General features: G+C 61.6%; 14 protein-coding genes. 11 read left to right on the top strand and 3 right to left on the bottom strand.

Features of this window, described 5'->3' with window-relative positions; all coding sequences use genetic code 11:
- Window positions 1-216: 216 nt before the first annotated feature.
- Both ATI14_RS14015 and ATI14_RS14020 read right to left on the bottom strand, forming a co-directional pair.
- Window positions 217-1,692, bottom strand: coding sequence for an inorganic phosphate transporter (locus ATI14_RS14015; RefSeq protein WP_016970397.1), 1,476 nt, complete (start codon window positions 1,690-1,692; stop codon window positions 217-219).
- 323 nt (window positions 1,693-2,015) lie between these two features.
- The gene (locus ATI14_RS14020) at window positions 2,016-2,216 is read right to left on the bottom strand and encodes a hypothetical protein (protein WP_003172389.1); all 201 of its coding nucleotides are present in this window, start codon (window positions 2,214-2,216) and stop codon (window positions 2,016-2,018) included.
- A 534-nt stretch (window positions 2,217-2,750) separates the two neighbouring features.
- Between ATI14_RS14020 and pcaR the strand changes: the two genes are divergently transcribed.
- From pcaR to pcaC, 11 genes are all read left to right on the top strand, one after another.
- Entirely contained in the window at window positions 2,751-3,593 is an 843-nt protein-coding gene (gene pcaR, locus ATI14_RS14025; protein ID WP_016970398.1) for a pca regulon transcriptional regulator PcaR, read from the top strand.
- A 143-nt stretch (window positions 3,594-3,736) separates the two neighbouring features.
- Complete coding sequence (gene pcaK / locus ATI14_RS14030; RefSeq protein WP_016970399.1) at window positions 3,737-5,077, top strand: 4-hydroxybenzoate transporter PcaK; 1,341 nt, start codon at window positions 3,737-3,739, stop codon at window positions 5,075-5,077.
- Window positions 5,078-5,342: 265 nt separating this feature from the next.
- Window positions 5,343-6,200: a CoA transferase subunit A gene (locus ATI14_RS14035; RefSeq protein WP_016970401.1), complete on the top strand. Its 858-nt coding sequence runs from the start codon at window positions 5,343-5,345 to the stop codon at window positions 6,198-6,200.
- Window positions 6,200-6,979, top strand: coding sequence for a CoA-transferase subunit beta (locus tag ATI14_RS14040; RefSeq protein ID WP_016970402.1), 780 nt, complete (start codon window positions 6,200-6,202; stop codon window positions 6,977-6,979). The genes ATI14_RS14035 and ATI14_RS14040 overlap by 1 nt, the downstream gene beginning before the upstream one ends.
- Window positions 6,976-8,178, top strand: coding sequence for a 3-oxoadipyl-CoA thiolase (gene pcaF, locus ATI14_RS14045; protein WP_177007912.1), 1,203 nt, complete (start codon window positions 6,976-6,978; stop codon window positions 8,176-8,178). The genes ATI14_RS14040 and pcaF overlap by 4 nt, the downstream gene beginning before the upstream one ends.
- A 17-nt stretch (window positions 8,179-8,195) precedes the next feature.
- The gene (gene pcaH, locus ATI14_RS14050; protein WP_017254245.1) at window positions 8,196-8,900 is read left to right on the top strand and encodes a protocatechuate 3,4-dioxygenase subunit beta; all 705 of its coding nucleotides are present in this window, start codon (window positions 8,196-8,198) and stop codon (window positions 8,898-8,900) included.
- Between the two features lies 1 nt (window position 8,901).
- The gene (gene pcaG, locus ATI14_RS14055) at window positions 8,902-9,468 is read left to right on the top strand and encodes a protocatechuate 3,4-dioxygenase subunit alpha (RefSeq protein WP_016970405.1); all 567 of its coding nucleotides are present in this window, start codon (window positions 8,902-8,904) and stop codon (window positions 9,466-9,468) included.
- A gap of 202 nt (window positions 9,469-9,670) precedes the next feature.
- On the top strand, window positions 9,671-10,966 hold the full coding sequence (locus ATI14_RS14060; RefSeq protein WP_016970406.1) for an MFS family transporter: 1,296 nt from the start codon (window positions 9,671-9,673) through the stop codon (window positions 10,964-10,966).
- A gap of 10 nt (window positions 10,967-10,976) precedes the next feature.
- On the top strand, window positions 10,977-12,341 hold the full coding sequence (locus tag ATI14_RS14065; protein ID WP_016970407.1) for a 3-carboxy-cis,cis-muconate cycloisomerase: 1,365 nt from the start codon (window positions 10,977-10,979) through the stop codon (window positions 12,339-12,341).
- Window positions 12,342-12,351: 10 nt separating this feature from the next.
- The gene (gene pcaD, locus ATI14_RS14070; RefSeq protein ID WP_016970408.1) at window positions 12,352-13,143 is read left to right on the top strand and encodes a 3-oxoadipate enol-lactonase; all 792 of its coding nucleotides are present in this window, start codon (window positions 12,352-12,354) and stop codon (window positions 13,141-13,143) included.
- Between the two features lie 10 nt (window positions 13,144-13,153).
- On the top strand, window positions 13,154-13,552 hold the full coding sequence (gene pcaC / locus ATI14_RS14075) for a 4-carboxymuconolactone decarboxylase (RefSeq protein WP_016970409.1): 399 nt from the start codon (window positions 13,154-13,156) through the stop codon (window positions 13,550-13,552).
- Between the two features lie 159 nt (window positions 13,553-13,711).
- On the opposite strand, the gene ATI14_RS14080 is transcribed toward pcaC, so the two are convergent.
- Entirely contained in the window at window positions 13,712-14,602 is an 891-nt protein-coding gene (locus ATI14_RS14080; RefSeq protein WP_016970410.1) for a polysaccharide deacetylase family protein, read from the bottom strand.
- Window positions 14,603-14,656: the final 54 nt, after the last annotated feature.

Raw genomic sequence — 14,656 nt, forward strand, 5'->3', positions numbered from 1 at the left:
GGTATATGAGCACGCAAGGCATTTTGGGCGACTTCGGTCGCCCTTTTTTTTGCCTGCTTGAATTGAATATCTACCCGTCTACGAAGTAATGATTACTTGGTATTCCGGCCTTCTGTGGGAGCTGGGTTCAGTCTTAAAGGTCTGTTGGCTATTAACACCAGAGCCAAAAAAAAGGCGCGACCCTCAGGGGCGCGCCTTTTTTTCAACCGCAGCCTATCAGCTGCCCAATGCCTTGGAAGCCAGCCAGAACAAACCGGCCGAGAGGCCCACGGTCGCCGGCAGGGTCAATACCCAGGCCATCAGAATGGTCTTGACGGTGCCGCCTTGCAGGCCGCTCTTGTTGGCAACCATGGTCCCGGCCACACCCGAAGACAACACGTGAGTGGTGGACACCGGCAGGCTGAAGATGTTGGCCAGGCCAATCATGCTCGCCGTGGTGATCTGCGCCGACATGCCCTGGGCGTAGGTCATGCCTTGCTTGCCGATCTTCTCGCCAATGGTCAGAACCACGCGCTTCCAGCCCACCATGGTGCCCAGGCCCAGGGCGAGTGCGACCGCGAGGATCACCCAGAACGGTGCGTATTCGGTGGTGGCGGTCAGGTCTTTGCGCAGTTTGTCCAGGTCGGACTTCTCACGCGCATCCAGGCCCGGCAGCTTGCCGACTTTTTTCGCGGTGTCGTCCAGGCAGAGCAGGTAGCGACGTACTTCAATGCGGTGCTCGGCGGTCAGCGAATGGTAGTCGGACACGCCTTTGAGCGTTTCCATCAAAGCGCTGATGGTCGGTTCGGTCTGTTGCGGGTTGCACTGGAACTTGCCCGGCAGGTCGTCCTTCACGCTCTTGCCCAGTGCCAGGAACTCGCCGAGGGTAGCGTTGTTGCGCTGGTAGAACTGGCTCAAATGCACGGTGGCATCGCGGGTGCGTTCGATCTGGTAGGTGGTGCTGCCCAGGTCGAGTACGAACTGCGCCGGCACGATACCGATCAGCACGAGCATGATCAGGCCGATACCTTTCTGGCCGTCGTTGGAGCCGTGCACGAAGCTCACGGCCATGGCCGAGATCACCAGGACCAGACGGTTCCAGAACGGCGGATGTTTCTTGTCGTCGAGCTTGCGGCGCTGGTCCGGGGTCTTGTGCATCTTCGACAGCGGACGCCACCATTTCAGGCCGATCAGCACCAGGGCTGCGACCAGAAAGCCGGCCATCGGCGAGAACACCAGGGAGGCGCCGATATCGATCGCCTTCTGCCAGTTCACGCCGTCAGCCAGGGGAATGTCGTTGATCAGGGCATTGGCCAGGCCGACACCGAGGATCGAACCGATCAGAGTGTGGGAACTGGAGGCGGGGATACCGAAGTACCAGGTGCCCAGGTTCCAGGTGATTGCCGCGGCCAACAAGGAGAAGACCATTGCCAAACCATGGCCGGTGTTCACATTGATCAGCAACTCCACCGGCAGCAGGTGCACGATGGCGTAGGCGACACCGACACCACCGAGCAACACGCCGAGGAAGTTGAACACCCCGGAGAAGAACACGGCCAGGTGCGGCGGCATGGCTTTGGTATAGATGACTGTGGCCACCGCGTTAGCGGTGTCATGAAAGCCATTGATGAACTCGAAGGCGAGGACAAAGGCCAGGGCGAGCAACAGGCTCACTAGAACCCAAGCATCCAGTCCGCTGAATAAATCGATCATGAAGGTTTTCTGACCCGGTCGTAAGGGGGCGCGATTATGCCAGAAAACCTCAGTAATCGATGCACTAGCTGCTCATCGGTAACAATCTTCCCTGAAAAAACACCGTGCAGGGGCGCTCATCCCAGGGTTTTCGGGGGCTTGGCAAGTCTTTGATTTATAACGTGAGGGCCGCAAAACGCGGGGTTTCGTCATGAAAATGTCACGGCAGAAACATTTGTACGAAATTTCGCCCACGGAGGTCGGGCGATAACAAAAATATGATTGCCCTCCACTGGCGATGTGCCAGCGGAGAGGGCGAAACCTGGGCACTCGCGCCGAAAGGCTTATGGCTCTTCGGCTTTGAGTTCCTGCTCAATCTTTTGGATTTCCTGGGCAAAGGCCTGATCCAGCAGGCTGGCTCGCTTGCGCCATGGCTTGCGTTCCGGCTCAGGCTGGGCGGCGTAGGTGGTGACTTCCCCGCCGTATACGTCCTTGTAACGTTGCTCCTGGCGCTCAAGTTCCGCGCGCAGTTCGTCTTTCGTCACAGTGTTACCTAATTGAGTGAAGTGTATTTAGTTCAGCACGTTGCCTGAAAGATACCCTCGGCGTATTTCAAGTTGAACAATGCAACCGTTCAAGTTTGAAAGAAAGTCCGAAAGGCAGTTTTCAAGGCATCTACAGGTGACCGGCAATGTGTGCAACCCGCAACGTCCGGTGAGCTCTTGCCCCGATATGGCTATCGGGCCGACCTCTACACACGCTTCATTATAGCGGCGCATTTGAATAACACTATCACCACGAAGTTAAAAAGCGTCAACGCAGTGTGAGGGTTTTGTTACATGTGGGCGTCAGTACTGGAGAAAAACAGGCTTCATGATTTCTGCACTGTTCTAACTGCGCGTCTGAGTTGTCGGATTTTATGAAGGCTTGCGCCCGGCGGTGTGCAAAATTGCGATAATCGAATGATCGTCCGATAATCGCCCAATGTTGCCGCAGCTCACTTGTGCACCCCGACGGATGCAGCTTGTAATGGCGGCCAACCCTACCGGCGGTTGAAAACAAGAGAAAGGACCCTTGAAATGAACGATCAATTGCGCAACTCCTTCGCGTCGGTGGCGCCGCCGATCGTGGCCTCACCCGCCAAGCGCATCCAGGCGTTCACCGGTGATCCGGATTTCATGACGTCCCTGGCCCGTGGCCTGGCTGTGGTGCAGGCGTTTCAGGAGCGCAAGCGTCACCTGACGATCGCCCAGATCAGCCACCGCACCGAAATTCCCCGCGCCGCCGTCAGACGTTGCCTGCATACCCTGATCAAACTCGGCTACGCCACCACCGACGGACGTACCTACTCGCTGTTGCCCAAAGTGCTGACCCTGGGCCACGCCTATTTGTCCTCCACGCCCCTGGCGGTGTCGGCCCAGCCTTATCTGGACCGCATGAGCGAGCAGCTCCACGAAGCCTGCAACATGGCGACCCTGGAGGGCGACGACATTCTTTACATTGCCCGTTCCGCCACCACCCAGCGCCTGATCTCGGTGGATTTGTCAGTGGGCGGCCGATTGCCGGCGTACTGCACATCCATGGGGCGCATCCTTCTCGCCGCGCTGGATGACGCGTCGCTCAAGGACTACCTCGACCACGCCGACCTGCAAACCAAGACCAGCCGAACCCTGACCACACCCGAGTCGCTGCTTGAGTGCCTGCAACAGGTTCGTCAGCAAGGCTGGTGCATCGTTGATCAGGAGCTTGAACAAGGCCTGCGTTCCATCGCCGTACCGGTGTATGACGCCTCCGGCCAGGTGCTGGCGGCCCTCAACGTCAGCACCCATGCCGGGCGGGTCAGCCGCAGTGAACTGGAGCAGCGTTTCCTGCCGAGCATGCTCAGTGCCAGCCGCGACCTGAGTGCGCAGTTGTTCGCCTAAGTGTTCGGTGACCGCACAGATACCGGTTTGATCAATTGACGGTATTTCCCAAGGCTTATTAATGTGCGGCAGCGCTGTGCAAGCGCCCAATAATAACGACGGCCTCAGGCCGTTGGCCCGCCATCGGTGTGGAAATAAAAATAATGAATCAGCCTTCTGTCGGTACCCCGCTGGACGTTCAGTCCTTCATCAACACTCAGCCACTGTCACGCTATCAGTGGCGCGTGGTGATCCTGTGTTTCCTGATTGTATTCCTCGATGGCCTCGACACCGCGGCCATGGGCTTCATCGCCCCCGCGCTGTCCCAGGATTGGGGCATTGACCGCGCGAGCCTCGGCCCGGTGATGAGCGCCGCGTTGATCGGCATGGTGTTCGGCGCCCTGGGCTCCGGCCCGCTGGCCGACCGCTTTGGCCGTAAAGTCGTGCTGGTGAGTGCGGTGCTGGTGTTTGGCGCGTTCAGCCTGGCGTCGGCCTACAGCACCAACGTCGACCAGTTGCTGGTGCTGCGTTTTCTGACCGGGCTGGGTCTGGGCGCGGGAATGCCGAACGCCACCACGCTGCTCTCCGAGTACACCCCCGAGCGTCATAAATCACTGCTGGTGACCAGCATGTTCTGTGGCTTCAACCTCGGCATGGCGGGCGGCGGGTTTATCTCGGCCAAGTTGATCCCGGCTTTCGGCTGGCACGCACTGTTGATGATCGGCGGCATCTTGCCGTTGATCCTGGCGGTGGTGCTGGTGCTGTGGCTGCCGGAGTCGGCGCGTTACCTGGTGGTGCGCAACCGTGGTGCCGACAAGGTGCGCAAAACCCTGTCACCTATTGAGCCCAATATCGTCGCCCAGGCTTCCAGCTTCAGCGTGCCGGAGCAAAAAACCGTCAAGGCGCGCAACGTGTTTGCAGTGATCTTCTCCGGCACTTACAGCGCCGGCACCTTGTTGTTGTGGCTCACTTACTTCATGGGCCTGGTGATTGTTTACCTGCTCACCAGTTGGTTGCCGACCCTGATGCGCGATAGTGGCGCCAGCATGGAACAGGCTGCGTTTATCGGCGCGTTGTTCCAGTTTGGCGGCGTGCTGAGTGCCGTCGGCGTGGGCTGGGCGATGGACCGGTTTAACCCCCACAAAGTCATCGGCACGTTCTACCTGCTGGCCGGGATATTTGCCTACGCGGTCGGGCAGAGCCTGGGCAACATCACGCTGCTCGCGACGTTGGTGCTGATAGCCGGGATGTGCGTCAACGGCGCGCAGTCGGCGATGCCCTCCCTGGCCGCGCGTTTCTACCCGACCCAGGGCCGCGCCACCGGCGTGTCGTGGATGCTCGGGATTGGCCGCTTCGGCGCGATCCTCGGCGCCTGGATGGGCGCCACCTTGCTGGGCCTGGGCTGGAACTTCGAGCAGGTGCTCACGGCGCTGGTGATCCCGGCTGCCGTGGCCACCGCAGCCGTCGTCATCAAAGGCATGGTCAGCCACGCCGACGCCACCTGACGCCGATCACCGCCCTTGTGTGAGCTGGCTTGTGTAGGAGCTGGCTTGCCTGCGATATCGCCGGAAGATTCAACACCGCTATCGCAGGCAAGCCACCTCCTACAGAGACCCAATACATCCAGATAATTAGCCAGACAACAATGCGTTCGATAATCGAACGCTGAGTCGATTATCGGATTGTTTGGCCCATTTCCCCGGCTTAACCTTCAAGCACTTCGGCGCCACCTCAGCGCCTTTTTCGATCCACACCGGGAGCCCGAACCCCATGGCTGAAATTCTTGCGCTGCGCGACGCGGTGAAGCAATTCGTGAACGACGGCGATACTGTCGCACTGGAAGGCTTCACCCACCTGATCCCTACGGCAGCGGGTCATGAAATCATTCGTCAGGGCAAGAAAGACCTGACGCTGGTGCGCATGACACCCGACCTGATCTACGACCAGTTGATCGGCGCCGGCTGTGCCCGCAAGTTGATTTTCTCCTGGGGCGGCAACCCGGGGGTGGGCTCCCTGCATCGCCTGCGTGATGCGGTCGAGAAACAATGGCCGCAGCCGCTGGAAATCGAAGAACACAGCCACGCCGACCTGGCCAATGCCTACGTCGCCGGCGCCTCGGGCCTGCCGTTCGCAGTGCTGCGTGCCTACGCCGGTTCCGACTTGCCGAAGGTCAACCCGCTGATCAAGACCGTGACCTGCCCGTTTACCGGTGAAGTGCTGGCGGCAGTGCCCTCGGTGCGCCCGGACGTCACGGTCATCCACGCGCAAAAGGCCGACCGCAAGGGCAACGTGTTGCTCTGGGGCATTCTCGGCGTGCAGAAGGAAGCGGCGCTGGCGGCCAAGCGTTGCATTGTCACGGTTGAAGAAATGGTCGATGACCTGAACGCGCCGATGAACGCCTGCGTATTGCCCACCTGGGCGCTCACTGCCGTGTGCCATGTGCCTGGCGGCGCGCACCCGTCCTACGCCCACGGTTACACCGAGCGCGACAACCGTTTCTATCAAGCGTGGGACCCGATCGCCCGCGACCGTGGGACGTTTACCGCCTGGATCGACGAATACATCCACGGCACCGCCGACTTCAGTGAATTCCAGGCCAAACTGGCCACCGCGCAGGAGGCCCAGTAATGGCTTACTCGACCAACGAAATGATGACGGTGGCCGCCGCGCGCCGCCTCAAGAACGGTTCCGTGTGCTTTGTCGGCATCGGCTTGCCATCCAAAGCCGCCAACCTGGCGCGCCTGACCTCATCCCCCGACGTGGTGCTGATTTACGAATCCGGCCCGATTGGCGCCAAACCATCGGTTTTGCCGCTGTCGATTGGTGATGGCGAACTGGCGGAAACGGCCGACACCGTGGTGCCCACCGGCGAAATCTTTCGCTACTGGCTGCAAGGCGGTCGCATTGACGTCGGTTTTCTCGGGGCCGCCCAAGTCGACCGTTTCGGCAACATCAACACTACGGTGGTCGGCGATTATCATCAGCCCAAAGTGCGCCTGCCAGGTGCCGGTGGCGCGCCGGAAATTGCGGGCTCGGCCAAGAGCGTGCTGATCATCCTCAAGCAGTCGGCGCGTTCGTTTGTCGACAAGCTGGATTTCATCACCTCGGTGGGCCACGGCGAAGGTGGCGATTCACGCAAACGTCTCGGCCTGCCAGGCGCAGGGCCCGTAGGCATCATTACCGACCTGTGCATCATGGAGCCGGAAGAGGGCAGCCATGAATTTGTGGTCACCGCGCTGCACCCCGGCGTGACCCGCGAGCAAGTGATCGCCGCCACCGGTTGGGCGATTCGCTTTGCCGAGCAGGTCACCACCACCGCCGAACCCACCGAAGTCGAATTGACCGCCCTGCGTGATCTTGAAGCACGCACCGCGGCCGCCCACGGCCAAGCCCCCGGAGAAGCCTGATGCGTGACGTCTTTATCTGTGATGCCATTCGCACCCCCATCGGCCGTTTCGGCGGCGGCTTGTCCACGGTACGTGCCGATGACCTGGCGGCGCTGCCGATCAAGGCGCTGATCGAGCGCAACCCGTCGGTGGACTGGAGCGCGGTCGATGAAGTGTTTCTCGGCTGTGCCAACCAGGCGGGGGAAGACAACCGCAACGTCGCACGTATGGCGTTGTTGCTCGCAGGCCTGCCGGAAAGCATTCCGGGCGTGACCCTCAACCGTCTGTGCGCCTCGGGCATGGACGCCATCGGCACGGCGTTTCGCGCCATCGCCAGTGGCGAAATGGAGCTGGCGATTGCCGGTGGCGTGGAGTCGATGTCCCGCGCGCCCTTCGTGATGGGCAAGGCCGACGCGGCGTTCTCGCGAAACATGAAGCTGGAAGACACCACCATCGGCTGGCGCTTTATCAACCCGCTGATGAAGGCGCAGTACGGTGTGGACGCGATGCCGCAGACCGCCGACAACGTGGCCGATGATTACCAGGTGTCCCGCGCCGACCAGGACGCTTTTGCCCTGCGCAGTCAGCAACGCACGGCTGCCGCGCAGGCCGCAGGTTTCTTCGCCGAAGAAATCGTACCGGTGCGGGTCGCCCATAAAAAAGGCGAAACCGTGGTCGAGCACGATGAGCATCCACGGGACACTACGCTGGACGTCCTGGCCAAACTCAAACCGGTCAACGGCCCGGACAAGACCGTCACCGCCGGCAATGCCTCGGGCGTGAATGACGGCGCCGCCGCGCTGATCCTGGCATCCGCCGAAGCCGTGAAAAAACACGGGCTCACACCTCGCGCCCGGGTTCTGGGCATGGCCAGCGCCGGCGTCGCGCCGCGTGTGATGGGCATCGGTCCGGTGCCGGCCGTACGCAAGCTGGTGGAACGCCTGGGCCTGGCCGTGACCGATTTTGACGTGATCGAACTTAATGAAGCTTTTGCCAGCCAGGGCCTGGCGGTGCTGCGTGAACTGGGGATCGCCGACGACGCGCCGCAGGTCAACCCGAACGGTGGCGCCATCGCCCTCGGCCACCCGCTGGGCATGAGCGGTGCGCGGCTGGTACTCACGGCGTTGCATCAACTGGAAAAAACCGGCGGCCGCAAAGGCCTGGCGACCATGTGTGTGGGCGTCGGCCAAGGCTTGGCCCTGGCGATTGAACGCGTTTAATAAAAGAGGACTGCACCATGAGTGACAAGCCCGGTTACCGGCGCCCGCAAGCGGGTACTCAACCTGATTACCTGCACCCGGCCTACCAGTCGACGAACCTGCGTTCGCCGTCGCAGCCGTTGGTGTTTCTGCCCCATTCCCTGTCGGAAATCACCGGCCCGACCATCGGCGCCGAACGGGTCAACGAGAAGGACAATGACCTCACCGCCCAGCATGAAGGCGAGCCCCAGGGCGAACGCATCATCATTCACGGCCGCGTGCTCGACGAAAATGGCCTGCCGGTGCCGGGCATTCTGGTGGAGATCTGGCAGGCCAACGCCGCCGGGCGTTACAACCACAAGCGCGACCTGCACGACGCGCCGCTGGACCCGAACTTCACCGGCACCGGCCGCACCGTCACCGACGCCGATGGCTGGTACCAGTTCCAGACCATCAAGCCCGGCGCCTACCCGTGGGGCAACCACCATAACGCGTGGCGCCCGGCGCATATCCATTTTTCGCTGTTCGGCCCCAGCGTGCTGACGCGGCTGGTTACGCAGATGTACTTCCCCGGCGACCCGCTGCTCGAATACGACCCGATCTACAACTGCGTGCCGGACACCTCGGCCAAGGAACGTTTGATCGCGCGCTTCGACCTGGAAAAAACCATTCCTTCCTATGCCCTCGGCTACCGCTGGGACATCGTCCTGCGCGGCCGCGACGCCACGCCGATGGAGAAATGAGATGACACTCAACGCGACCACGTCCCACACCGTCGGGCCGTATTACCACATTGGCCTGACCTGGCTGAACCGCGAAGACCTGACCGTGCAGGCCACCCTCGGTGAGCGTGTGGCGATCAGCGGGCAGGTGGTGGATGGCAACGGTGATGTCGTCAACGACGCCATGCTTGAGGTCTGGCAGGCCAATGCCGCCGGCAAGTACGACCACCCGGAAGATGAGCAGGACAAGGCGGTGGACCCGAACTTCGAAGGTTTCGGCCGGGTACCGGTGGATGCCGAAGGGCGCTTTCGCTTCACCACCATCAAGCCGGGCGCCGTGCCGGGGTTGCAGGGCACGACCCAGGCGCCGCACCTGGTGGTGCTGGTGTTTGCCCGTGGTTTGGTAAAGCACTTGCTGACGCGGGTCTATTTTGAGGGCGAAGCGCTGAACGGGGACGACCCGCTTCTGGCCTGCGTGCCTGCCGAGCGGCGTGACACGTTGATTGCCAAACCGGATGCGCAAGGTGTGCATCAGTGGAATGTGATTTTGCAGGGCACGGACAGGGAAACGGTGTTCTTCGATTATTGAGCGGGTCTTGACGATCGTTCCCACGCTCCGCGTGGGAATGCATCCCTTGACGCTCTGCGTCACGATTCCAAGAGCGGACGCGGAGCGTCCCAAGCGGCATTCCCACGCAGAGCGTGGGAACGATCATCCAAAAGTCTGCTTGCGGAACATGGTTGTTGCAAAGTATGTCTAGGCTATACCGTTTCCCACTGAGTGAAAAAACATGACAACAACAACGAGTCACTACACCGGAGAAGAACGCAGCAAACGGATTTTTGCGATTGTCGGGGCGTCCTCCGGCAACCTGGTCGAATGGTTCGACTTTTATGTCTATGCCTTCTGCGCCATTTACTTTGCCCCGGCGTTTTTTCCGTCGGACAACCCCACCGTACAACTGGTCAACACCGCCGGCGTGTTTGCCGCCGGTTTCCTGATGCGCCCCATCGGCGGCTGGCTGTTTGGCCGCGTGGCCGACAAACATGGTCGCAAAAACTCCATGATGATCTCGGTGCTGATGATGTGCGCCGGGTCCCTGGTTATCGCCTTTTTGCCGACGTACAAAGACATCGGCATCTGGGCACCGATTTTCCTGCTGATCGCACGGCTGTTCCAGGGCCTGTCGGTAGGCGGTGAATACGGCACCACGGCGACTTACATGAGCGAAGTCGCACTGAAGGGGCAACGCGGCTTTTTCGCCTCTTTCCAGTACGTGACGCTGATCGGCGGGCAATTGCTCGCGGTGCTGGTGGTGGTGATCCTGCAGCAGTTTCTCAGTGAAGATGAACTGCGCGCCTGGGGCTGGCGGATTCCGTTCGTGATCGGCGCGATTGCCGCCGTGATCTCGCTGCTGCTGCGTCGAACCCTCAAAGAAACCTCCAGCAAGGAAATGCGCGAAGACAAAGACGCCGGCAGCATCGTCGCGTTGCTGCGCGACCATGGCAAAGCGTTTATCACCGTGCTGGGCTACACCGCCGGCGGCTCGCTGATTTTCTACACCTTCACCACTTATATGCAGAAGTACCTGGTGAATACCGTGGGCATGCACGCCAAGACGTCGAGCTACATCATGACCGGCGCACTGTTCCTCTACATGTGCATGCAGCCGCTGTTCGGCATGCTGGCGGACAAAATTGGCCGACGTAATTCCATGTTGTGGTTCGCAGGCCTGGGTACCTTGTGCACCTTCCCGATTCTGCTGGCGCTGAAAACCGTCAGCAGCCCGTTCCTGGCCTTTGTGCTGATTACCCTGGCCCTGGCGATTGTGAGCTTTTACACCTCCATCAGCGGCCTGGTGAAAGCAGAAATGTTCCCGCCCCAGGTGCGCGCCCTGGGCGTGGGCCTGGCGTATGCGGTGGCGAATGCGATTTTTGGCGGTTCGGCGGAAGTCGTCGCACTGAGCCTGAAATCCATCGGTATGGAAAATACGTTCTACTGGTATGTGACCGCGATGATGGCGATCGCCTTCCTGTTCAGCTTGCGCTTGCCGAAACAGGCGGAGTACTTGCACCACGATTTGTAAGGGATGACTTATGACGCTGCGCACGAGCACGCAACTGTTCGACGCTTACTTCACCGCTGACAGCATGGCCGAGGTGTTCTGCGACAGCGGGCGCCTGCAGGGCATGCTGGATTTCGAAGCCGGTTTGGCCCGGGCACAAGCCCGGGTCGGGCTGATTCCCCAGGCCGCCGTCGCACCGATCGCCCAGGCTTGCCTGGCCTCGCTTTACGACGTGGATGCCCTCGGCGGGGCGATTGCCACGGCGGGAAATTCGGCGATTCCCCTGGTCAAGGCGCTGGGCAAATTGATTGCCGCGCAAGACGCCGGCGCCGAGCGCTATGTGCACCTGGGCGCAACCAGCCAGGATGTGATGGACACCGGGCTGGTGCTGCAACTGCGCCGCGCCCTGGCCTTGATCGAAGCGGACCTGGCGCAGTTGGCCGAGATTCTGGCGGCGCAAGCGCAGCGCTATGCGGCATTGCCTTTGGCCGGGCGCACCTGGCTGCAACACGCGACGCCGGTCACCCTGGGGATGAAAATCGCCGGGTGGCTGGGGGCGGTCACTCGTAGCCGTCAACGTATGGCCGAACTGAAACCTCGCCTGCTGGTGCTGCAATTCGGCGGCGCATCCGGCACCCTGGCGGCGCTCGGCGAACAGGCCATGCCGGTGGCTGAAGCGCTGGCGGCAGAACTGCAACTGAACGTGCCCGAGCAACCCTGGCACACCCAGCGCGACCGCTTGGTGGAGTTTGCCAGTGTGCTCGGCTTGATCGCCGGCAGCCTCGGCAAACTCGGCCGTGACATCAGCCTGCTGATGCAGACCGAAGCCGCAGAAGTGTTCGAACCTTCGGCGCCGGGCAAGGGCGGTTCCTCGACCATGCCGCACAAACGCAACCCGGTGGGCGCCGCCGTGCTGATCAGCGCGGCCACCCGCGTGCCGGGCCTGGTGGCGACGATGTTCAGCGCCATGCCCCAGGAACATGAGCGCAGCCTGGGCCTGTGGCATGCCGAATGGGACACCTTGCCGCAGATTTGCCTGTTGGTATCGGGAGCCTTGAAGCAGGCGCTGCTGATAGCCGAAGGGCTGGAGGTCGACCCTGAGCGCATGGCACGCAACCTTGATCTGACCCAGGGCCTGGTGCTGGCGGAAGCCGTCAGCATTGTGCTGGCGCAAAAACTGGGACGCGAGACGGCGCACCATTTGCTCGAGCAATGCTGCAAACGGGCGGTCGCGCAAGGGCAGCATCTGCGCGCGGTATTGGCCGATGAGCCGCAAGTCACCGCCGAGCTGTCGGCGGCGGAACTGGATCGCCTGCTCGACCCGGCCCACTACCTGGGCCAGGCGCACACCTGGGTCACCCGCGCTGTAACCGAACATTTTGCATTGACCGCGTAAGGAGACCGCTGTGGCCTTTGTACAACTCGCCGAGGGCGAACTGCATTATCAACTCGACGGCCCGGTGGATGCGCCGGTGTTGGTGCTGTCCAACTCGCTGGGCACCGACCTGCATATGTGGGACTTCCAGATCCCGGCCTTCACCCAGCATTTTCGCGTGTTGCGTTTTGACACCCGTGGCCATGGCAAATCCCTGGTCACAGCCGGCCCCTACAGCATCGAGCAACTGGGCCGTGACGTGATTGCGCTGCTGGATGCGCTGGATATTCAGCGCGCGCATTTCTGCGGGCTGTCCATGGGCGGGTTGATCGGCCAATGGCTGGGCATCCATGCCGGTGAACGTTTGCAGCGCCTGGTGGTGTGCAACACCGCTGCCAAAATCGGCACGCCCGAGGTGTGGAACCCGCGTATTGAGATGGTGCTGCGCGATGGCGCGGCGGCCATGGTTGCCTTGCGCGATGCGTCGATTGCGCGCTGGTTTACCGCTGACTTTGCCGAGGCTCATCCCGATCAAGCCAAGCTGATCACCGACATGCTGGCCGCCACCTCGCCCGAGGGCTACGCCGCCAACTGTGCGGCGGTGCGCGATGCCGATTTCCGCGAGCAACTGGCCCGGATCAAGGTGCCGACCCTGGTGATTGCCGGCAGTGAAGATGCGGTGACACCGCCCGCCGGCAGCCACTTTATCCAGGCCCACGTGCAGGGCGCCGAATATGCCGAGTTCTATGCGGCGCACCTGTCCAATGTCCAGGCCGGTGCTGACTTCAGCGACCGGGTGATTGAATTTTTGCTGGCCCGCTGAGGAGCTTTTTGTGGACGAGAAACAACGTTATGCCGACGGCCTGCAAGTGCGCCGCGAAGTACTCGGCGATGCCCATGTGGACCGCAGCCTCAATGCGCTGACCGAGTTCAACAACGAGTTTCAGGAAATGATCACCCGTCACGCCTGGGGCGATATCTGGACCCGTCCGGGCTTGCCGCGGCATACCCGCAGCCTGATCACCATCGCCATGCTGATCGGCATGAACCGCAGTGAAGAACTCAAGCTGCACCTGCGCGCGGCGGCCAGCAACGGCGTGACCCGTGCCGAGATCAAGGAAGTGCTGATGCAGAGCGCGATCTACTGCGGGATACCGGCGGCGAATGCGACCTTTCACCTGGCCGAATCGGTGTGGGATGAACTGGGGGTTGAGTCCCGGCAAACCCTTTAAATGTGAAATGCAATCAACTGTGGGAGCTGGCTTGTGTGGGAGCCGGGCTTGCCCGCGATGCAGGCGCCTCGGTTCAACAGATCAGCCGAGGAGATGCTATCGCAGGCAAGCCAGCTCCCACACAAGCCCGGCTCCCACAGACGCTTCATCGCCTCAGGATCAATGGGTATCGGCATCCCACAGCCAATTCCACACCCCCGGCAAATGCACCGCTTCATTCACGTCCTTAACCGTGCGCGCCAGCGCCGCACGCTCCAGCGTGGCAGTGTCGGTGTAGAACGGCTCGGTGGCGACTTTCATGCCGTTGATCCGCGCGCTGTCCAGCAGGATCTGCAAGTATTCCTGCATATGCCGGGCGGTGTAGCGGTTGATGTCGTGGAAGGTCACGACCACCGGAATCACGCCGTCCACCGTCGGCAATTCACCCAGGGCAATGTGCTCGCGCACTACCGACAGTTGCCGATACAAATTCGCGCGGCGGCGCGGGCTGCCGTTGAAGCCCCAGATCTTGCCGTCGTTGGCACTCAGGTCGGTCAGCAGCACGTGCATGCCATGGCGCGTGTAGGCGGCGAAGGTGCGTTTGTCGTAATTCCAGAAGGGCGGGCGTACCAGCGCAGGCGGTTTGCCGGTAATGGAGGCGATGTCGGCGGAACCCCGAGCCAGCGTGCTTTCCAGTTCGGCATCGTTGAGCCAGCGGTGGTTGGTATGAAACGCCGTGGCCGTGTGGAAGGCCAGCACATGGCCGGCGGCGTACTCGCGCTGCATGGTCTTGCGGCCACGGGGGCTGCCGCCGGAGCGGGAGGCTTCGGTTTGCAGAAAAAACACCGCCTTGATGCCCGGCAGAATCGGGTTGTGCGCCAGGTCTGCCGCCACGGAGCGGCTGGGGTTGTTGTAGCCCGAAGCGCTGGGGCCATCGTCGAACGTCAGCAGAAAACGGATCGGCGCCTGGGCCTGCAAACGTTGCTCGGTTTGCGGCGTCAGGGCAATGGGCGCGCCGATGCAGCCGCTGAGGCTCAGCGCCAGGGCAAGTGCGATGGCGAAAGATTTCATGGTGTGCGCGGGCTCGTTTGAAGGCCGCTGCCGGGGAGATCAGCAGCGGCAGGC

Source organism: Pseudomonas tolaasii NCPPB 2192 (assembly GCF_002813445.1).
Lineage (GTDB): Bacteria > Pseudomonadota > Gammaproteobacteria > Pseudomonadales > Pseudomonadaceae > Aquipseudomonas > Aquipseudomonas tolaasii.